20 protein-coding genes are annotated in these 21,532 nt (G+C 34.3%); all 20 read right to left on the bottom strand.

Going from position 1 to position 21,532, the window contains the following annotated elements; all coding sequences use genetic code 11:
* Positions 1-49 precede the first annotated feature (49 nt).
* Positions 50-1,495, bottom strand: coding sequence for a tRNA (N6-isopentenyl adenosine(37)-C2)-methylthiotransferase MiaB (gene miaB, locus SD1D_RS05320; RefSeq protein ID WP_330398647.1), 1,446 nt, complete (start codon positions 1,493-1,495; stop codon positions 50-52).
* A gap of 29 nt (positions 1,496-1,524) precedes the next feature.
* Positions 1,525-2,490 (bottom strand): M14 family zinc carboxypeptidase, encoded by a 966-nt coding sequence (locus tag SD1D_RS05315; RefSeq protein ID WP_058257967.1) that lies wholly within the window; start codon positions 2,488-2,490, stop codon positions 1,525-1,527.
* Between the two features lie 93 nt (positions 2,491-2,583).
* Entirely contained in the window at positions 2,584-3,468 is an 885-nt protein-coding gene (gene hflC / locus SD1D_RS05310) for a protease modulator HflC (RefSeq protein ID WP_058257966.1), read from the bottom strand.
* Positions 3,461-4,435: an FtsH protease activity modulator HflK gene (gene hflK / locus SD1D_RS05305; protein ID WP_058257965.1), complete on the bottom strand. Its 975-nt coding sequence runs from the start codon at positions 4,433-4,435 to the stop codon at positions 3,461-3,463. The genes hflC and hflK overlap by 8 nt, the downstream gene beginning before the upstream one ends.
* Before the next feature lie 46 nt (positions 4,436-4,481).
* Positions 4,482-5,729, bottom strand: a complete 1,248-nt coding sequence (locus SD1D_RS05300) for a glutamate-5-semialdehyde dehydrogenase (RefSeq protein ID WP_058257964.1) — start codon at positions 5,727-5,729, stop codon at positions 4,482-4,484.
* A gap of 23 nt (positions 5,730-5,752) precedes the next feature.
* On the bottom strand, positions 5,753-6,328 hold the full coding sequence (locus SD1D_RS05295; RefSeq protein WP_058257963.1) for a 5-formyltetrahydrofolate cyclo-ligase: 576 nt from the start codon (positions 6,326-6,328) through the stop codon (positions 5,753-5,755).
* A 24-nt stretch (positions 6,329-6,352) separates the two neighbouring features.
* A complete protein-coding gene (locus SD1D_RS05290) occupies positions 6,353-6,562 on the bottom strand; it encodes a DUF896 domain-containing protein (RefSeq protein WP_058257962.1) in 210 nt (69 codons plus the stop codon).
* Between the two features lie 14 nt (positions 6,563-6,576).
* Positions 6,577-7,428 carry a glutamate 5-kinase gene (gene proB / locus SD1D_RS05285; protein ID WP_058257961.1) on the bottom strand — a complete coding sequence of 284 codons (852 nt, stop codon included), beginning with the start codon at positions 7,426-7,428 and terminating at the stop codon, positions 6,577-6,579.
* A gap of 33 nt (positions 7,429-7,461) precedes the next feature.
* Positions 7,462-8,691 (bottom strand): BaiN/RdsA family NAD(P)/FAD-dependent oxidoreductase, encoded by a 1,230-nt coding sequence (locus tag SD1D_RS05280; protein WP_058257960.1) that lies wholly within the window; start codon positions 8,689-8,691, stop codon positions 7,462-7,464.
* Between the two features lie 193 nt (positions 8,692-8,884).
* Positions 8,885-9,586: a hypothetical protein gene (locus SD1D_RS05275; RefSeq protein ID WP_058257959.1), complete on the bottom strand. Its 702-nt coding sequence runs from the start codon at positions 9,584-9,586 to the stop codon at positions 8,885-8,887.
* A 77-nt stretch (positions 9,587-9,663) separates the two neighbouring features.
* Complete coding sequence (locus SD1D_RS05270) at positions 9,664-11,349, bottom strand: putative polysaccharide biosynthesis protein (protein ID WP_058257958.1); 1,686 nt, start codon at positions 11,347-11,349, stop codon at positions 9,664-9,666.
* Between the two features lie 80 nt (positions 11,350-11,429).
* The gene (locus tag SD1D_RS05265) at positions 11,430-12,506 is read right to left on the bottom strand and encodes a DUF3048 domain-containing protein (protein ID WP_162287267.1); all 1,077 of its coding nucleotides are present in this window, start codon (positions 12,504-12,506) and stop codon (positions 11,430-11,432) included.
* 57 nt (positions 12,507-12,563) lie between these two features.
* On the bottom strand, positions 12,564-13,061 hold the full coding sequence (ybeY, locus tag SD1D_RS05260) for an rRNA maturation RNase YbeY (RefSeq protein ID WP_058257956.1): 498 nt from the start codon (positions 13,059-13,061) through the stop codon (positions 12,564-12,566).
* A 24-nt stretch (positions 13,062-13,085) separates the two neighbouring features.
* The gene (locus SD1D_RS05255; protein ID WP_058257955.1) at positions 13,086-14,378 is read right to left on the bottom strand and encodes an HDIG domain-containing metalloprotein; all 1,293 of its coding nucleotides are present in this window, start codon (positions 14,376-14,378) and stop codon (positions 13,086-13,088) included.
* Positions 14,365-15,423 (bottom strand): PhoH family protein, encoded by a 1,059-nt coding sequence (locus tag SD1D_RS05250; RefSeq protein ID WP_058257954.1) that lies wholly within the window; start codon positions 15,421-15,423, stop codon positions 14,365-14,367. The genes SD1D_RS05255 and SD1D_RS05250 overlap by 14 nt, the downstream gene beginning before the upstream one ends.
* Positions 15,398-16,639: a sporulation protein YqfD gene (gene yqfD / locus SD1D_RS05245; protein WP_058257953.1), complete on the bottom strand. Its 1,242-nt coding sequence runs from the start codon at positions 16,637-16,639 to the stop codon at positions 15,398-15,400. Before yqfD ends, SD1D_RS05250 begins: the two co-directional genes overlap by 26 nt.
* Positions 16,640-16,680: 41 nt before the next feature.
* A complete protein-coding gene (locus tag SD1D_RS05240) occupies positions 16,681-17,043 on the bottom strand; it encodes a YabP/YqfC family sporulation protein (RefSeq protein WP_087758787.1) in 363 nt (120 codons plus the stop codon).
* Positions 17,044-17,198: 155 nt separating this feature from the next.
* The gene (gene rpsU / locus SD1D_RS05235; RefSeq protein ID WP_058257952.1) at positions 17,199-17,372 is read right to left on the bottom strand and encodes a 30S ribosomal protein S21; all 174 of its coding nucleotides are present in this window, start codon (positions 17,370-17,372) and stop codon (positions 17,199-17,201) included.
* A gap of 174 nt (positions 17,373-17,546) precedes the next feature.
* The gene (gene alaS, locus SD1D_RS05230; protein WP_058257951.1) at positions 17,547-20,189 is read right to left on the bottom strand and encodes an alanine--tRNA ligase; all 2,643 of its coding nucleotides are present in this window, start codon (positions 20,187-20,189) and stop codon (positions 17,547-17,549) included.
* 78 nt (positions 20,190-20,267) lie between these two features.
* On the bottom strand, positions 20,268-21,530 hold the full coding sequence (gene hisIE / locus SD1D_RS05225; protein WP_087758785.1) for a bifunctional phosphoribosyl-AMP cyclohydrolase/phosphoribosyl-ATP diphosphatase HisIE: 1,263 nt from the start codon (positions 21,528-21,530) through the stop codon (positions 20,268-20,270).
* Between the last annotated feature and the right edge of the window lie 2 nt (positions 21,531-21,532).

Below are 21,532 nucleotides of genomic sequence, written 5' to 3'. Positions count from 1 at the left end.
TATAATTTCACATTATTTACAAAATTATTACAAGGGCCTTGTCATCATCTTATTTTACTTGTGAACCTATATAATAAAATCCTTTACTTTCTTCTAAATATACCGGAATTAGTTTTCCAATTAGGCTTTTATCACCGGCAAAATGCACCAGCATATTATTACTTAACCTACCTGTAAGTAAGTTTTCATCCTGTGTATTAACCTCTTCAACTAAGACATCTTGAATGGTATGCTCATATCTTGAAGAAGATTTTGCAGCTGAATTTTGAATTTCAGCTAAAAGTCTATCGAATCTTTCTTTGGCTACTTTCTCTTCTACCTGATTTTCCATGATGGCGGCAGGTGTTCCTGTACGTTTAGAATATAAGAAGGTAAAGGCATTATCAAATCTAACCTTTTTTACTACATCCAAGGTTTCAAGGAAATCCTCTTCTGTTTCACCGGGAAAGCCTACTATTATATCCGTAGTTAAGGATATATCCGGAACGGCTTTTCGTATTCTTTCTACCAAATCAAGATAGTCTTCCTTGGTATATCTACGATTCATAATTTTTAATAATCTTGAACTGCCCGATTGCAAAGGAAGATGAAGATGCTTGCAAATCTTTTTAGAAGCACCCATTACATCAATTAATTCCTGTGAAAGATCCTTGGGATGAGAAGTCATAAATCTAATTCTTTCTATACCCTCAATCTTTTCAATCTCTAAAAGAAGCTTGGCAAAACTCATAGGTGGATTAAGGTTTTTACCATAAGAATTAACATTTTGCCCCAGCAACATTACCTCAATTACACCCTCTGAGGCTAATTTTTTTACTTCTTCTATAATGTCCTGTGGATTACGACTTCTTTCCCTTCCCCTTACATAAGGTACAATACAGTAACTACAGAAATTATTGCAACCGAAAATAATATTAACTCCTGCCTTAAAAGGATATTTCCTATCATTGGGCAGATTTTCAACAATCATATCTGTATCTTTCCATAAATCTACTACCATCAGGTCAGATTGCTTACCGCCGGTTTCTTCATTATCCAATCGGATTTTAATCAGTTCAGCCAGTTTAAATATATTATGGGTACCAAAAATTATATCTACGAAACGATAACTTTCTTTGATTTTTTCTACCGTAGTATTCTCCTGCATCATGCAGCCACATAAAGCAATCAGCATACCGGGTCTTTTCTTTTTTAAGGTACCTAAATGGCCTAATCTGCCATATACACGGTTATTGGCATTTTCTCTGACCGTACAGGTATTATATATAACAAAATCTGCATCCTCAGTATCGGTTTCTACATAGCCGATTTGTTTTAAGATACCGGATATTTTCTCTGAATCCCGGCTGTTCATTTGGCAGCCAAAGGTTACAATATGATAAGTTTTTCTAATTCCTGTTTTTTCATATTCTTCTTCAAATCTTTGATTTAGCTCTTTTATAATCTCCAGCTGTTTATCTGCTTCAATTTTATTTATATTTATATTATTTTCCACTGTTACCTCCAAATTTATGTCCTTTGTATTTATATTGATAAGCCTCCCAACTCAAATAATACCAGTTTAATTTCTTCAAAGGTTAAACTGCGGTATTTAATATCTAAGGGAAAAGCTGCATTTTCATCAACGGTTTCTATTGTTAATGCCGGTTTGTAAAAACGCTCAGAAAAATAATGTACAGTATTACCTCCACTATCTCCCTGTTCGATTTCATCTTTTGGATCAACCAGCGTATACTTTGTAATATCTTTTAATCTTTTTGCTATTGCAAACTGATTTTTATTATAGGAAGGGGGCATACTATTTCGGTAGTAATAAATAGACTGACCCCGGGAATGAAAATCAATAAAGCATTTAATACGATAGTTGTGAAATGTTTGTATCAGGGCTTGAGTTTCCATCTCACTAGAAGCATAGTCACCCGGACCTTTTGGCTTCCAAGATCTGCAGGGAAAGTTTCTATTAATATCAACAGCACGGCCGTTAAATTTCCACTCTATATGCTTATAGCCTGTTAATATGCACTTTCTCCTAAGTTCCGGATTATTAATGGCATCATAACCATATAATGATATCATATAACCATCGGGATTTAAAAGTGGAATCATCAGGATGGTATAGGTTTGTAATAATTCATAAACACATTTTCCAAAAAGCATTTTATCATACTGCTTCTCTATATTATCTGAATTTTTTTTTAACATCAAGTCAAATTTTTCTTTTACTTTATTAAAATTCTCATACTGATTGGCATAGAATTCTGCGATTTTTAAAAGTACTATGGGATTAATATTTTCTCTTCCATGGACCCCACCACAAAAAAGGATATATTTTCTTCCTGTTCCCAATTTAAGCATAACAATGTCACGATTGTCATGGGAAGTGCCAATCGTGACATATTTTATGATTTTGTTATACTCTTTTACTAAAACTTTGCTATCTGTAATTAAATCTTCATAGGAATACATAGGTTTGCTAAAATCGATAATCATATGCATGCTCCTATTAATACTTCAATTACAACCTATGAGAAAATAATAAAAGTTATGCTTAAGGTTTAACTTAATAGAGCCGAAAGTTAATCTTTAATCAAGATTATAAAATATCTGTGCCAGTGGTGAATCCTCAGATAGTATAAGTGTCTTGTCGGAGCCTTTTAAAGAGTTTTTGGCTGCATCTAATGCTCTAATAAAGGTATAAAATTCACTCTTAGAGGGATCTTGATAGGCCTTTGATAATATCTTCATATATTCAGCTTCTCCCTCAGCAATGATTTTAGCTGCTTCTGTCTGAGCATTTGAAATGCTTATTTCTATTTCCTTATCTGTACTGTTGCGAATCATCTGGGCTTCTGATTCTCCTTCAGCTGTATATGTAGCAGCCATCTGGGCACGTTCGGAAATCATTCTTTCAAATACGGCATTTTTGTTATCACTGGGTAAATCCAGATGTTTATTTTCCACTGTTATAAGATGTATACCATATTGCTCCATGGTATCACCTATATCATTCATAAATGCAGCATTAAGCTCCCCGTCTCTACCGCTTATAACCTCATTTTGGGTATTGCTACTGATTACATTTTTCATAGCATTATATACGGTAGTATTAATTCTGCTCTCAGCTAAGGTTATGGAAGAGTTTAGGGTCTGAGCAAATAATATAGGATCGCTTATTTTCCAAAGAACATAACTGTCTGCTACCATGGTTTTTTTATCTACAGTTATAACATCGGATTGGGGCATATCATAAAATTGAATATTCTTTGGCAGCTTATCTACGGTCTCCACAAATGGAGTTTTAATTGATAATCCGGCACTATCAATTACCCGCTCAATTTTCCCAAATCGCTTTATAATAGAGTATTCATCTTCTTTTGTAACCACTAAAGAGGTGGATAAAAGTACTGCTGCAGCTATTATTAGTAGTATCAGGAAAACTCCCGATATTCTTTTTACCTTTTTACTCATTAGCACTTCCTCCTTCCATAATCGGTCCTAGGGGCAGGAACTTATTAATATTTCCGTCTCCGCTGTCAATAATCACTTTAAGTGAAGGAAGGATATCTTCCATGGCTTCATAAAACATTCTTTCCTTGGTTACTAAAGGATATTTTTTATATTCCTTATACATTTCATTAAATCTTGCTACTGCTGCCTCTGCTTCGTTAATTCGCTTTGCTTTTGTGGACTCAGCCTGTTGAAGAATCTTATCAACTTCAGCTTTTGCCTGGGGCAGTTTTTCATTACGATACTTATTGGCATTATTAATCGCTGTTTCTTTACCCTGCTTGGCAGTTTCAACTGATTTAAATGCTTCCATAACCTCACTGGTAGGAGGCTCAGAATCTTGGATTGTTATATTAATAAGCATAAGACCTATATCATGTTCCATGAGATTTTCTATAATGGCTTCTTTGATTTTTGACTGTATTTCATATTTTCCGTCAGTTATAACACTGTCAACATCAAAGCTTCCTACAATAGTACGGATATTGCTCTGTGCAATATTTTTAAGTATAGTAACCGGATCTGAGGAAGCGTATAAAAACTTTACTGGATCTGCCACCTTATACTCTACAAAAAAGTCTACATTAACAAAGTTAAAATCTCTGGTAATCATAACCGCTTCGCTTTCTACTGTTTCATTGGTATATTCATCGTATCCAATGGGAAAGCCTTTTATAGTAGTATCTACTTTTTCTACCTTCTGAATAAGAGGTATCTTTAAGTGAAGTCCGGCATCCTTAACCGTCTTAGCCTTTCCAAAGGTTATTACCACTGCCTGCTCTTGCTCTTTTATTGTGTAAAAAGAGTCAAGTGAAAATATAGCAATTAACAGTAGTAAGATTAGGATAGGTATAAGCTTTTTAATCTTTTTAAAGAAACCTCGCAAATTTTCCCCAGAAGGGAAATCGTATACAACTTTTCCTGACATTCATCTACCTTCTTTCTATGTTTTTATAACTTATAAAAATTGTACCTTACTGCCTTATCTGTCCGTTACCAAATATTATATATTTAGTTGTAGTCAAGGCCTTAAGTCCCATTGGCCCCCTGGCATGAAGCTTTTGAGTGCTTATGCCTATTTCTGCACCAAAACCAAATTCATTACCGTCAGTAAATCTTGTTGAGGCATTAACATACACAGCAGCCGCATCAATTTCATTATGAAATTTCATGGCATTATTATAATCCTTTGTAATAATGGCGTCAGAATGCTTAGTATTATATTTGTTGATGTGCAAGATAGCCTCATCTATACTATCAACTACCTTTAAGGATATGATTTTGTCTAGATATTCTGTGGCATAATCTTCTTCTGTGGCAGGAGTAAATTCCGAACAGATGGCACAAGCTCTTTCGTCCGCTCGAATTTCTATACCTTTTGCATTAAGCCTTTGATAAAGCTTAGGTATAAATTCCTTACTGATTTTCTCATGAATAACTAAGGATTCACAAGTGTTGCAAACCCCAAGCCTTTGAGTTTTTGCATTGTCAATAATATCAAGAGCCATATCAAAATCTGCAAATTCATCTACATAAATATGACAATTACCGGTACCTGTTTCGATTACGGGAATACTGCTATTTTCTTTAACAGAACCTATAAGTCCAGCTCCACCTCTAGGAATCAGTACATCTATGTAATCATCCAGTCTCATCATCTTATTTGCTATTTCTCTGGATGTATCCTCAATAAGTAAAACTGCATCTTTCGTTACACCGGCTTCTTTTAATCCTTTGTGCAAGGCTGCTACTATGGCCATATTGGATTTTATGGCGTCGCTACCACCACGAAGAATTACAGCATTTCCTGTCTTAAAACATAATGCAAATGCATCTGCAGTTACATTGGGCCTAGACTCATAAATCATCCCTATAACACCTAATGGTACCCTTTTTTCTCCTATGGTAAGTCCATTGGGCCTAAGCTGCATGGATATTACCTCCCCTATGGGGTCGGGAAGGGCAGATACTTCTATAAGGCCATCTGCCATAGCTTTTATTCTTTCGGGAGTAAGCATAAGCCTGTCAATCAAGGATTCTTTAACTCCATTTTCCCTAGACCTCTTTACATCTTCTTGATTGGCTTCTAATATCTTATCCTGCATATCAATAAGAGCAGCGGCACATGCTTTTAGTGCCTTGTTTTTTTCATCTTGAAGCAGAAGAGCTAATTTAACCGAGGCTTTCTTTGCCAGCATACCAATTTCTTCTAAAGATCTCATCTTTAACCTCCTTCATATAAATATTAATTACAAGAGATTACCCTCTTATCAGTTACAATATAATCTGTCCTTATATCATATTCATTAACATTTAACCTATCCATAATTTGAAAGTCATATGCTAGGGCAATTTTAATCCAATTATTTATAGAATAGGCCCCTAGGTAACGGTCATAATATCCTGCACCATACCCTATCCTGTTGCCATACTTATCAAAAGCAAGACCCGGAAGTAGCATAAGCTTATTATCTTCTTGCAAATGGGATGCTAGATAGGGATTATTTATACCCTCCGGTTCTAAAATACCAAATTTACTCCGAACCAGACCCTCAAGCTTATTAATTTTATAGAAGTTAAGATTTTTTCCTTCCACCTTAGGGATATATACCTCTTTCTTCATCCCTAAGGCCTTATTTATTATGGCAAAAGTATCTACCTCTGAGCCAAATGATACATAGGTAAATAATTTATTACAATCCTTAAACTCAGGTAGTTCAAATAACCTTTCATGAATATCCTTATCATATTCTCTACGAATTCTTAGGGTAAGATTATTCCTTTTTTCTTTGATAAGGCTGCGGATTTCATTCTTAGTCATGATATCATCCTTTTTGCACGTTTATTAATTATTTTTCTTTTTATCCCCTGCCTTAGTAATTGATCCGTCTGGATTTACAAAGCTTACATTATCTAAGGTTCCCCTTAAGTTTTTTCTTATGGCTTTAATATATTCACTTCTAAGATAGGCCTGTTCTTCTTTTTCTTCTTCGGTTAATCCTACTGATTGGGATTTGCGGTATAATTCATTTATTCTGTCTATGTTTATATTCATTATCTTGCTCCTTATTAATTATATTGCTTAGTTCTTATGTAATCCATAATGTTAAAATCTTTTGCTTTATGGGCTAAAAAAAGAGTACCTATTTCTTTGCCCTCAATAACTCGGTTGATATTTCTTACATCGTCTCCGTTAGTGATAACCATATCAGCCCCGGAGGCATTGGCTATTTTTGCAGCGGATATCTTGGTAGCCATTCCCCCTGTTCCAAGATTGCAGCCGGTTGTGGATTTTGCCATTTGTAAAAGTTCATCATTTATTTCTCTTACACAGGATATCATGGTTGCATCCTGGTTTTTATGGGGGTCATCCGTATAAAAACCGTCTATATCAGATAATAAAATCAACAAGTCTCCTCCTACCAAGGCCGTAACAATGGCTGATAAGGTATCATTATCACCAAAGTCCAGCTCATCGGTTGATACGGTATCATTTTCATTGACAATGGGAATTACTCCCAGGCTAAATAATTCATTAAAAGTATTTTGGGCATTTTCCCTGCTTATATCATTAAGCATAGTATGTTTTGTCATAAGTATTTGGGCAGCAACTTGATTATATTCAGAAAATAATTTTTGATAGACCATCATAAGCCTTGCTTGACCTACTGCAGCACAGGCCTGTTTAATCGAACGTTCTTTAGGCTTTTCTAAAAAGCCCAAGGTGTTTCTTCCTACTGCTATGGCACCAGATGTAACTAATATAACATCCTTTCCTTGATTTCTTAGGTTAGTTAAAATTCTTACCAACCTTTCCATTTTATCTAAGTCAAGCTGTCCGGTCTCCTTATGGGTCAGTGAGGCCGATCCGATTTTTACAACTATTCTCTTTTTGTTAATTAAATGTTCTCTTTCCTGCACTTATGTTACCTCCAAGTATATTTATTGTAGCTATTATCTCCATGCACAAGTTCCGGCAATATATCCTGTACTCCATGCCCATTGTAGATTATAGCCCCCACAGGTTCCGTCCACATCAATTAATTCACCGGTTAGATATAAATTCTTTTTCTTTTTAGATTCCATAGTATAAGGATTTATCTCCCCGGTTGATACTCCTCCTGAAGTTACCTGTGCAAAGTCGAAGGAGTTGCTACCATTAATTCTCACCGGAAAACTCTTTATTTTTTTGCTAAGTTTTATTATATCTGATTTACTTAACTTATGACAGGGTAATTTTAAGTCCAGCTTAGCTTCCTTAAGTATAATATGATTTAGTTTATGATTAAACATACCTACTAACATCTCTTCTAAGGATTTATAAGGATTATTTTTACAACGGTTAATTAATATCTCTCTAAGTTCTTCTTCGGTATATTTAAAAAACAAATCTAAAATTAAGTGAACCGATTTACCCATATCAAGGGATTTTGAAACAAATCTACTTAGCTGCATAATAGGGATTCCCGATATACCATAATCTGTAAAAAGTATTTCTCCCTCTTCACAGGAAAGAAACTTTGCTTCTTGGTATGCACTAACCCTAGCCTGAGTCCTAACACCGGATACCTTCTTACAAAACTTATCAGGGGATTTTAGAGAAACCAAGGCAGGTAAAGGTTTAATAATATTATGGCCAAATGCCTTAGCCAGTACATACCCGCTTCCGTCAGATCCCAGCTTAGGAGAGGCACAGCCTCCCGTTGCCAAGATTAATTTTTTTCCGAAATATGAAGCCTTAGTTTTATCTGTTCTTTCCGTAATCAAGGTAAAATCCGGTTTCAAAACCCCATTTACTTTTTCATTATAAATAATCTTAACATTTAATCTTTCACATTCCATTAGCAGGACAGAGACTATGCTAAGTGCCTGCTCGGAATTGGGATATATATAACCATTTCTTTCTTTTGGGATAATACCCAATTTCTCAAAAAATTGTAAAGTCTGATGATGGTCAAAATTAGACAGTACCTTCATAGCAAATGTACTGTCATCACTACGGTAACAATCAGCTGCTTGATACATATTAGTATAATTACATTTTCCATTGCCGGTTGCCAGTATTTTTTTACCTGCTTTTTCTTTCTGTTCAATAATAAGAACGGAAGCCCCATTTCTGGCTGCTGCTATGGCTGCCATAAGCCCTGAAGCACCGGCACCGACTATAATAATATCATAATCCAATGATTAACCTCCCGGATTTCGGTCATTTGTATTTGTTTAATTATATTTTACCCTAAGATTTAATTCAAGACTTTCTTGTTTTATTAATAGATAATTAGTTATATTTTAATAAAGCAATAATCTAAATCTAAGAAATCTTTTCCAAAAAAATTGCTGCCAAGTTTTCTTTACCTTGGCAGCTCTTGAAGATTATTTAGCTGGTATAACTTTCTAATAATGCATATAAATCGTCGATATTATCAACATAAATTCCTTGGCTTAGGGCTATCCTATCCTCTTCAGGAAGATTTTCGGCCTCTATATAGGTATAATCATATACTGATTTTAAGTCGCTGTTATATACTACAACATAACCGTTTTTTACAACTACGTAAAATCTATAGGGTACTATATCTGCATCATAACTTTTTCTGAATTTAACAGCTTTATCTGAAAAAGATATCAGTTCATAAGAAAGCAAGCCATTATTATATTCAGACAAGGTCAGATCCTTCATATATTCATCCAAATATTGTTCTACTTCAGCCCTGGTAAGTCCCACTAAATCTCCCGGAGGATTTTGCTCGATTTCTTCTATTTTACCTTCCTTTCGGTCATAAACTTCAAGAATATACTTAGTGCTAGGAAGGATAATGGGCTCATCTTGCACTCCAACTGACACATGATCATTTGAATCAAGCTCTTCATTATTTTCAGCCATATCACTATTATCCGTAGTTGTTATGGGTGTAGGTATCAAATCCCCATGAAGTTCGGCAAGTTCATCTGATCTTTCTATGGCTTTGTTGTTAAATTGACGTAAAGCATGTAAATAGCTTAAATAGTAGCATAAACTAAAAAAGAAAGCTAAGACTAAAAATCCCAAAACAAAAATATATGCCTTCTTGAGTTTCATAAAACCACTCCTTTGGCATATATTTTTCCCCTTATTTACATATTTATACATGTATTGTTTTTGTGTTTATTACAAGTCTACCTAAGAATACGAAGGAAATGTAAAAATCGTATAATTAAATCTCCTTTGGGCATACTCTCTAACTCTTCTTCATCTATACCCTTCAAGAAAATCAGTAAAGCGAAATATATAATTACTGCTGCTAATAAAGAAATTATTGTGGAAAGGGTATTGTTAGAAGTCCATTTATATAACCCACGATGAATAAAATAAGTTGAAACTCCCATAAGGCCTGCGCTTACACTAGGTATAATAAAGGTCTTTAGAATTTCTTGTTTGTAATTCAAATATTTTTTTAGAGACATCCAATTAAGTACACATACCACCAAGGCAAAGGTAACATTACCTATAACAAGGCTGTATCCGCTAAGAGGTGTATACTTTAGTAATAAGTATAACAAGACCACATGAAAACCTAAGGATATGGCAGAGTTAATTACCGGTACCTGAAGCTTATTTATACCTTGAAGTATTGAGGTTGTTACCGTTGAATATGCATAAAATACAATTGCCATGGAGCCTAGGGTTAAATAATTGGCATCCAGTTGGCGGGAACCGGGAAAAAGCATATTAAGAATCGGATAAGCCAATACTCCCATTCCTATAGCAGCAGGGATTGCAATAATCATATTAAACTTGATTGCTATATGGGTTTTACTTCGAATATAACCATACATTCCCCTAGCTTTTGCTGCAGCAATACTTGTAACAACAGCGGTACCTATGGCAGTAGCTATGGCCACCGGTACATTGGATAGATTACGGTACTTGTTGCCGTATATACCCAAGAGAATACTGATGTTTTCTGATGTATATAAAGTACCGGGCTTACTACCGGCAAAAACCGTACTATCAAAATAACTTATTTCCTTAGTGGCCATTATATTTCCAAACATAGCATTATCGATAACTCCGCTTATATGATATACGGTCTGACTAAGGATTATAGGAGATATGGTTATTATCAAGATTTTCAATATATCTTTATAACTATCAGTTTTACTAATTCTATCAGCTATGATTTGCTTTCTTAATGTAGGTCTATATACCATATAAACAAACATTAAAAACAAAAGTCCGGCTATAGCCCCCATTAGGGTTCCCAAGGTGGCTCCGGCAGCACCGTAAGCTGCTATTTGCTCCGAAGCACTATTGTTTTTCATAAAGACATAAGCGGCCAGAACACTGACTACTGCATTTACAATTTGTTCAATAACCTGAGAAATAGCCGTGGGTACCATAGTATTTTTTCCCTGATAAAAGCCACGGAATACTCCCATAATTGAAAATACAAATAAAGTAGGAGCTAAAACCCTAATGGGAAGTATGGCATTAGCATCGTTATTAAGTACCGTGGCAAAAAAATCTGCTCCTAAAAATAATACTAAGGTGGCAATAGTTCCCACTACCAAAGCAAAGCCCATAGCACATATAAAAATACGAAAAGAATTTCTATATTCTCTGGTGATATTTTTAGCTGCAACTAATTTTGATACAGCTAAAGGTAAGCTATATGACGAAAGAATAAGAGCTATGCTATATAATTCATAAGCTACTGTATATAAACCCATACCCTCATCGCCTATAATACGGGTCATGGGTATACGGTAAATCAATCCTATCATCCGTACAATTAAGGAAGAGGCAGCAAGTATACTGCCTTGAAGCAAAAATTGATTTCCTTTATTATTGTATGTATCCATGTTACTCTCCTTTTTAAAAGGCAAATATCCCCCTTATTTGCCTATTCTATTTAAGGATTTATCTTATGCATTTAAAATCCTTACTCTAAAACCACATTTTCTGTCTTATTATTTGGATAAATTGCTATATAAGTCTTACCGGGGTTTATTGTCAATTCTTCACCGGATGAATTATAATATCTCATCCATTTTTTGCTTTCATTTTTCTTCCATGTTATGGGTTCCATTTTGCCATTGGTAATATAATAACCGGTACCTTGGGCATTTTCCAAATCCATGGTCTGATAACCATTCTTATCAATATTCCATTCCTTAACAAACTGTACAATAATATTTTTAAATGTCAGCTGCTTGTCGGTATTAGAATCCTTATGAATCTCATCAAATTGATATCTATAGTAAAGCTTGTCTTCTGAATTATAAACTAAATAGGGCTTATTGTATGGATAATTGATAGTAATTTTATTGCAACTTGTATCTGTTAAAAGATCGGTATCCTCCTTATAAAAGCTAAAATGGGGCTCATAATCAGAATTAAGCTCAGTCCTATAATCTTTTTTCTCAATACCTAATAAAATCTGATCTAAGCTGGTAAATGCATTATGGGGTGCTTTCATAGATTTATCCCGGTAAAATACGGTATTTCCAAGGCCCGTCTCACCGTCTAGGTTATCAATACCCAATTCTTTTATCTTTGATACAGCATACTTTGTTTTTCCAAAATGGATATATATAGCATCATATTCATCGGCAAAGCTAACAAAATAATGTCTAGAACTTCTTATAGAACCAATTCTGTCACCGGTAAAATTTTGACCGATTGCAAGGAGCCTTGTAATGCCTCCTTCAACTAAAGCTTCATACACTATGTCAGCTTGACCAATACCCCATTGATTTCTTACGGTTTTAAAATTACTAAATTGTATAGCATAAGGACGCTTAGTACCTATTTCAACAGGTACCCAAAGCCCTGATAAATGACTTCTCATCTCCCCTTCATGGGTATCTTCAATTTCCGGAGCTTGTGTAGGCTCTAAGGTAATTGGAGTAGGACTAGGCTTGTCCTTTGTAGTATTGTCTTCTTTGGGTTTCTTCTTGCAAGCTCCCACTACAATAACAAGAAAAAATATAAGGATTAAACTAATTGTTTTTTTCATATTTTTCATACCACACATACCTTTCAAACTCTTATCTTTAAATTTATTTGCTTCAAATTATCTTGAAATATTTAATAAGTCTAAAACTTCTTTTTGTTTTGCCTCCATTATAGTTCTTTCATCATCTGTCATATGATCATATCCCATTAGATGAAACATACTATGGGCAGTTAAAAAGGCTATTTCCCTTTTTAATGAATGGCCATATTCTTCTGCCTGCTTTATTGCCCGTTCTACTGATATTACAATGTCTCCAAGTATTAACTCCCCAGTATCGGGGTTAAAATACTCTTCTTCTGACTTCTCTAAATCAGAAAAATCCCCTGGGGTACCATATTCAATGGCAGGAAAGGATAATACATCCGTAGCAGCATCAATACCCCTATATTGCTTGTTAATTTCCTTTATCTCATTATCATCAGTAAGAAGAATGCTAATTTCTGCCTCATAAGGACATTTTTCATAATCTAGACATTTTAGTATTGTACTTTCTATAAGCTTATTATAATCAAAATCCACTTGCTGTGTTGATTCATTGTCAATATGAATGGTCAAGGGAAAAATCCTCCTTTGTTATGCCTAATCACTATCCTTAGGTCCAAACTCTTTTTTATAAAACTCCTTTAAGAGTTTAAAATCCCTTACAGATAAGCCGGATTCATCAAAAGTACCTTTGTCCATCCTTATACGGAATATGTTATCAATAATTTTATCTGATGTAAACTTTTGATCACCGGTTTTATCTATGTACTCTATAGTGGTTGCCACATTATCTGAAATCATTACGATAGCGGCTTCAATAAAAGTAGGTTTATCATACTTTATATTGTGTTGTTTAATTATTTCTTTCAGTTTTTCAGGAAATGAATATTCTTCTGCCAGTTTTAAGCCTTCTTCTATATAGTTTTTCCCTATGATTTTACCTACTTCATGATAATACCCTCCGGCACGGGCCAAATCTTCATCGGCATCTATATAATTAGCTGCCCGACCAGATAAATCTCCGATTAACTTACAATGCTTATAAAGATTTTCCGAGTAATTTTTCATCCTAAGTAGCAGTTCATTATCATCAGATAACAAAACATCATAACTTGTCCTGGCTTTTTCAACAAGGCTTATTTTTTCTTGAATCTTAATTTCACTATTAATTGCATCTTTGGTGTCGTCACTATTAATTATTGTTTCTTCTTTACTTAGTAGGTAATTATTTGTTACCCTCTTATGTAGTGAAGATAATAAAAAGGCGGTAACAAGTACCGCAAAGATACTAAAAAATGAAGCCAAATAATTATAGTCAGTTTTTGCTTCAATAAAAAAATTATTCATAATAAATGCCAAAGTAATATTGGTAGAAAGTAAAATAATCGAGGCATATATTACTGTGGACTTACTTTTAAGGGCATTAGATAAAAGTACAAATAATATGCCCATAATTAAAAAATGTATAATAGTTTCCGGTTCAAGAGATAATCTTATGCTTAATATAAAAGTTATGTTAAAGTATACCAATAATCCCAACTTACTGTCAATAACCATGGCTATTAATATGCCCCCTAACATCCAAAAACTATAGATTTGGGGATTATTTGGAAGCATAATCAGCAATAGGGATACTATATATGAAATAATAATTATGCTTTTGGCAAATCTTAATTTAAGAATATGGTTACTTAGCCGTATATAGAGTAAAATAATCGAAGTAAGTAAAAGGGTTATGATACTAATTTTTAGAATAGCTGTAAATTCCATTTTGTTAAGCATACCTGTTAACCCAACTATAAATACAGAAATTATGGGCAATAAGGTCAATAACAAGATGGATTTAGATAGATTATCAATTTTTTTAGATAATTTACTATCTGTTCTCATAACGATTACTCCTGATTTTTCCCGCTTTTATTCCTCTTTTTATTTTGGATAATTTTTGTTGTTCTTGTGCCATTAATTCATACCGCTTCTGCTTTTCCTCATATGCATCATAAGCTTTAACAATCTTTTGTACCAAGGGATGTCTTACTACATCCTGGTTAGTCAAATAAGAAAAGCCGATATCATCTATTTTGCTTAAAACCTTTATGGCAACATCTAATCCTGATTTTGTTCCCTTAGGAAGATCCTTTTGTGTTTGATCACCGGTTATTACTACTTTTGAGCCAAATCCGATTCTTGTCAGGAACATTTTCATCTGTGCCGGTGTAGTATTTTGTGCTTCATCCAATATAATAAAGGCATTGTCTAAGGTTCTACCACGCATATATGCCAGTGGTGCCACTTCAATCAGGCCTTTTTCGGAGTTCTTAATAAAAGCTTCGGGTCCCATAATCTGATGTAGGGCATCATACAAAGGTCTTAAATATGGATCCACCTTGCTTTGAAGGTCCCCGGGTAGAAAACCCAGTTTCTCACCTGCTTCTATAGCAGGACGGGTAAGAATAATCTTATTTACTTCATCGTTTTTAAAAGCAGTTATAGCCATAGCCATGGCCAGGTAAGTCTTACCGGTTCCTGCGGGACCTATACCAAATACAATCATTTTATTGCGGATATAGTCCACATAATTTTTTTGACCTATGGTTTTTGGCTTAATAGGTTTACCGTTAATAGTATGACAGATTAAATCCTTGTCTATCTCTACAATCTCCTTTTCCTTTTCATCGAATGATAGGGATAATGCATAGTTTACTTGCTGTTCTGTAATGGTATTGCCTCTTTTTGACAGCTCTACAAGTTTCATAAATACAGATATTGCTCTAGAAACATCTTTTTCATTTCCCACAACTTTAATTTCGCCGTTTCGCTCAACAACTGTTACATTTAAGGTTTTCTCAATGATTTTTACAAAGGTATCATAATTTCCAAAGACATTTTTTTCATGTTCCATTGGTATGTCAATTATTGTTTCCGTTATACTCATCCGTTTGTTCGATCCTCCACTCACTCTCATCAATTATTTTATATTCCCAAGCAGGTTCTTCTACAAGAATACGTCCCTTGGATATACAAGTATTGTTTTTTATAGTTGTGTCAACATTATTTTTGGTAATAGTAACTTTATTTTCACTTAATTTATCAAAATATCTTTGTAATTTATTCTTTGCAATTTCTAATGCTTCATTCTCAGAATATTTATCCTTCTGTTCTATATATTCCCTAACTGTTATGGTGCCATATTGAAAAGGAAGATAAAATGTGTTGGTTATATGTAGTGTATTTTCGTTAACAATTATATCATACATACTATAGGAATATCTAGGATGATATAAAAATAATTTTTTGCCCAGTAAAGTGATATAGTAGCCCTTTTTTTGTTTATTAGTAAAAATTCTAATTGTATGGTCTAGGGGAAAGGAGTCATAGTAGTCATAAAAAGATTTGCAAACTATATCTGCACTGGCTACAACAGGTTTTTTAGAAAGAATGCCCCCAAAGTCATCCATTACTTCTATAATTCCAGAAACCAATATATCTCCTTTTCTTACTACATCTCCGGGTTTTACCATAGGGGTTCCGCTTCTTGTTATAATTTCTTTAATAACAGCATCCTTTGTTGCTACTATATGACTGGGAGCTGTGGTCCTTATAACCGGTGTAGGCATATTGGTTTCCCTAATCCTAATAATCAGTCTGGTTCCTTTTACTTCAGCAGAAACCCAGCCTATATCTTCATATGCAAGCCTTATTTCTTCCTCAATTTTACTGCCATCTATATTCTTTTTTTTTATTCCGGCTTTTATATTATTTTCACTTAAGAATTTTAATATAGCTTCCGGAGTGTATTTTGACCCCCCTAATACTTCTATATCCCAAATATACAAGGACATAATATATACCAATATTATACATATAATAAGGCCCAGAAAAAAGCCCTTTCTTTTCTTGTATCTATTGATAAAAAAGGGCAGTCCATGTTTCTTCTCTATTTTTGGTATAAGCTTTGTTTTCCTAAAAATAGGCATTAATTTCTTATAGTTTTTAACAGTTAAATTAAATTTATAATTTTCATTCTCCCTTATGATATTCCAAATATAAATCCTTCTATTACTGCATAAATTAATAAATCGTTCAGGTGACCTACCGCTTATATGTACAGTCAGATAACCTAAAAGCCAGTGCTTAAGCCTTCTTAACATAATAACCCCTCCCCATATGCAGTTCTTTAAAATAACGGATCTTACTGGTAATATATTGCCTTTATATATCCTGTAACCTTCATCTCATCTTCTGTAAAGTAAAGAATATTTAGTGCCCTACCCTCAATGCAAATTTTACATGATTTAGCTTGCACCTTTACCAGCTTATCATTATATTCTATAATACCTTTATAATTTTCGATGCATATTTCATTCCTGCCGTAAGCTGTAATAATGGGAGCTCCGGCTATGATATCCGGAGGCAGGCTAAGGTGGCTTGATAATTCCTCCAGATAGGTCAATCTGGGTTCTAATTTTCTTTTTTTTGTATCTAAACCTTTATATAAAGTTTTCTTTGCTTCCTTTTTAAATTTTTTATGTGTTGATTTAAGGTTTCTACCCATGGTTCCCCCTAAAATCCTTAGCAGATACTGTTATTAATATATGATTTTTTGGGAATATGTAGACTAAAGTAAAGAAAGATTTGATAAAGAAAGTTTTAAATTAATATAAATACAAAAAACTTCCAATGAATATCATTGGAAGTCCTTTTATAAAATTAATATTTACGCTTTCTAGCAGCTTCAGACTTTTTCTTACGTCTTACACTTGGTTTTTCATAATGCTCCCTCTTACGGATTTCCTGTTGGATACCGGCTTTCGCGCAGTTTCTTTTAAATCTGCGGAGAGCACTATCTAATGTTTCATTTTCTTTCACAATAACATTTGACATAGTCTCACACCTAACCTCCCTCCAGTTGTGTATTGTGCCTGACAACTGTTTGGGTATTATTTTGCATAGCACTATTATAGATTATAACATAATTTTATCATTCGTCAACGATTTTTCATGATAAATAAGACCACCATCCTATTTATACCTTGGTATACTAATAGGATTTTTTTGTTATTTTAATTGTTTGCTTAAAACATCTTTTGCTTTGGCAATAACATCAGCTATACCGGCTGCATTTTTTCCTCCGGCCTGTGCCATATTTGGTCTTCCGCCACCGCCACCGCCTACTAATACAGCCAGCTCTTTAATTAGATTACCGGCATGGGCACCCCTATTTATGGCTTCCTGGCTTACCATGGCAACTAAGCTTACTTTATCTGGCGCCGTAGAAGAAGCAAGAATAATTACACCTTCACCTAATTTATCTTTTAACTTATCTCCTAAGTTTCTTAGACCGTTCATATCAAGTTCAGGTACATTAACAGCCAGTAATTTTACTCCCGATACATCCTGAACCTCATTCATAACATCCCCAAGTGTGTTGCTGGCCAGTTTGGATTTAAGTTTTTCATTTTCAGATTTTAGAACTTTAATTTCTTCCAGTAAACTTTCTATTCTATGAATAAGGCTGCTGGGTTCTGTTTTAGCAACTTTTGCTGCTTCATATAACTTAGTTTCTAAATCCTTATAATGATTAATTACACCGTTTCCGGTCAAGGCTTCTATTCTTCTTACACCGGCTGCAATACCTGTTTCTGATATTATCTTAAATACAGTTATATGGCCGGTATTTGCCACATGGGTTCCCCCACATAATTCTTTACTGAAATCTCCCATGGAAACAACACGAACTTTATCGGAATATTTTTCACCGAAAAGTGCCATGGCTCCCTCTTTCTTAGCATCGTCTATATTCATCAGCTGGGTATTTACAGGAAGATTCATTAATATTTGCTGGTTAACAATATTTTCTACCCTAGTAATTTCATCATCGGTCATGGCCGAAAAATGAGTAAAGTCAAATCTTAATCTATCATTTGAAACATATGAACCGGCTTGTTCCACATGACTACCCAATACCATACGAAGGGCCTTATGAAGTAAATGGGTTGCGGAATGGTTTTTAGCCGTTGCCGCCCTAAGATTTTCATCAACCTTTAGACTAACCCTATCGTCAATCTTAAATATTCCCTTGATTACTCTACCGACATGTCCGATCTTATCTCCGGGAAGTTTAATGGTATCTTCTACTGCAAATTCAGCAGAATCAGTAACTATTACACCGGTATCACCAATTTGACCACCACTGACTGCATAAAAGGGAGTCTCTTCCACTACAATAGTACCTTTTTGTCCGGCCACCAAATCAGAAGCCAGCTCAGTCTCGGTAGTTAAGGCTATAATTTTTGATTCATGAACTAAGCTATCATATCCTACGAATTTTGAAGTAAGATTATGATCTAGATGCTGGTATACAGTTTCTTCAGAACCCATATAATTTGTGGTAGTTCTTGCGCTTCTGGCAGTTTCCCTTTGAATTTCCATGGATTTTTTGAAGCCTTCTTCATCTACCTGATAGCCCTTTTCTTCTAATATTTCCTTAGTTAAATCAAAAGGAAAGCCATAGGTATCATATAATTTAAATACATCTTCTCCCGGCAGGATTTTTAAATTCTTCTTTTCTAAGTTGTTTTGCATTTCTTGAAGAATAGATAATCCTTGGTCAATGGTTTTATTAAATTTATCTTCTTCAATAGAAAGAAGCTTTATAATATAATCTTTCTTTTCTTCCAGTTCCGGATAACCGGCTTTAAACTCGTTTACAACTGTTATTGATAAGTCTGCTAAAAATTTATCCTTAATTCCAAGTAAACGTCCATGTCTTGCAGCACGGCGAAGGAGTCTGCGGAACACATAACCTCTTCCTTCATTGGAAGGAATAATTCCGTCGGAAGCCATAAAAGTAACTGCCCGAATATGGTCACTTATCAAGCGGATAGAAATATCTTTATTAGGATCACTAAGATATGTTACCCCTGCAATGTCACATATTTTATCTCTTATTGCCTTAAAGGTGTCTATATCAAAAATAGACCCTACGTCTTGCACAATAACAGCAAGTCTTTCTAGTCCCATACCTGTATCAATATTTTTATTTTCCAGTTCAGTATAATTGCCTTTACCGTCTCCGTTAAACTGGGTAAATACATTATTCCAAACCTCAATAAACCTATCGCATTCACAGCCTACTTCACAGTCAGGCTTACCGCAGCCATATTTTTCGCCCCGGTCGTAATATATTTCAGAACAAGGGCCGCATGGTCCGGAACCGATTTCCCAAAAGTTATCTTCTTTGCCCATACGATAGATACGGTCTTTTGCTATGCCGATTTCCTTATTCCAAATTTCAAAGGCCTCATCATCTTTTTCATATACGGAAGGATAAAGGCGATTTTTATCAAGGCCTATTACCTGGGTTAAAAATTCCCATGACCAGGCAATAGCCTCCCGTTTAAAATAATCTCCAAAGGAGAAATTACCAAGCATCTCAAAAAATGTAGCATGACGGGATGTCTTTCCTACATTTTCAATATCACCGGTTCTAATACATTTTTGACATGTAGCTATTCTTTTTCTTGGAGGTTCCTCCTGTCCTGTAAAATATGGCTTTAAAGGAGCCATTCCTGCATTAATTAAAAGCAGGCTATTGTCATTTTGAGGTATTAAAGGAAAACTTTTAAGTACAAGATGATCCTTGCTTTCAAAGAAATCCAAAAACATTTTCCTCAAATCATTTACACCATAAGTCTGCACTTTTCTTGCCTCCTGTATTAACTATAAGTTTTCTCTTGTAATAAGTTTACCATAGACTATAAAGAGTCTACTTCCCTACTATTTTCTGTCATTAAGCTCAGTGCAAATATCTTCCCAATCCAATCCGCACTGAACCATCAGTACCATAAGATGATATATAAAATCAGCTATTTCATAGCGAAGTTCTCCGGTTTCAGGATTTTTAGCAGCTATAATTATTTCTGCTGCCTCTTCTCCACATTTTTTAAGAATTTTATCAATTCCTTTTTCAAATAAATAATTTGTATATGAGCCTTCTTTAGGATTTTTCTTTCTATCCATTATAACATCATATACACTCTGAAGGACACCGTAGGAATCCCTAGCTTTATGTTCTTTATCAAATAAGCCGGTATAAAAGCAGGTATTATTTCCTGTATGACAGGCCGGTCCATGGGGAAGAACTTTTGCAAGAAGGGTGTCCTTATCACAATCAAGAAATATTTCCTTTACATACTGATAATTTCCTGATGTTTCTCCTTTTAACCATAGACATTTTCTACTTCTAGAGTAATAAGTCATTATCCCTTCTGTAATAGTCCTATTATAAGCCTCCTCATTCATATAAGCAAGCATTAAAACTTGGCCTGTTCTATAATCCTGAGTAATTACAGGTATTAATCCATCATCATTTAATTTAAAATCCGAAAAAGAAAATTTACTTTCAAATACATTTACACTAATATTTTCTTTCTTTAGATTATGTTTAAATCTCAGTATATTGTTATCTTTAAAATAATCGCTTGTAATACCCATTACTTTAGAAGCTTTAAGTAAATTTATAATATCATTATTATCATTGCTAACATTTATAATAAGATTTAGGGGGGATTGTTTTAGTATGTTATTAAATGCCAAAGAAGAATCAACTTGCTTAATTATTAAAGTACCTATGCCAAGATTATTACATAGTTCAAATAAATTATCAGTTTCTAAAAAAGTAGCTTGATCTACTTCTAAGTATATTTTATCATTTCCAAATCTGCCGGCTGCTTCTTTAATTAGTTCCTGCTTCTTAATAAGAGAAAAAGAAATCATAATCCCACAAGCTCCTGTATACAGAGCCCTTTTTATATCGTCAAAATTATTAACATTGCAGCCAATGATAAAAGGTATGTCAATAACTCCTGCTATCTCTTTTGAGAGTTTTAAAAAATCCTCTTTTGCCTCTTCATCTTCTGAGAAGTTATATAGAAGGAGCATATCGGCACCTTCATCTGAATATCTTTTAGCTAGCCGGATGAGATTTGCATTTATCTCTCCCTCCGCTTTAATATAGGGTATAATCTTCTTATATGGCATTT

The organism is Herbinix luporum (assembly GCF_900070325.1).
GTDB classification, from domain to species: domain Bacteria; phylum Bacillota; class Clostridia; order Lachnospirales; family Lachnospiraceae; genus Mobilitalea; species Mobilitalea luporum.
This window is presented reverse-complemented; position numbering and strand designations above follow the sequence as displayed.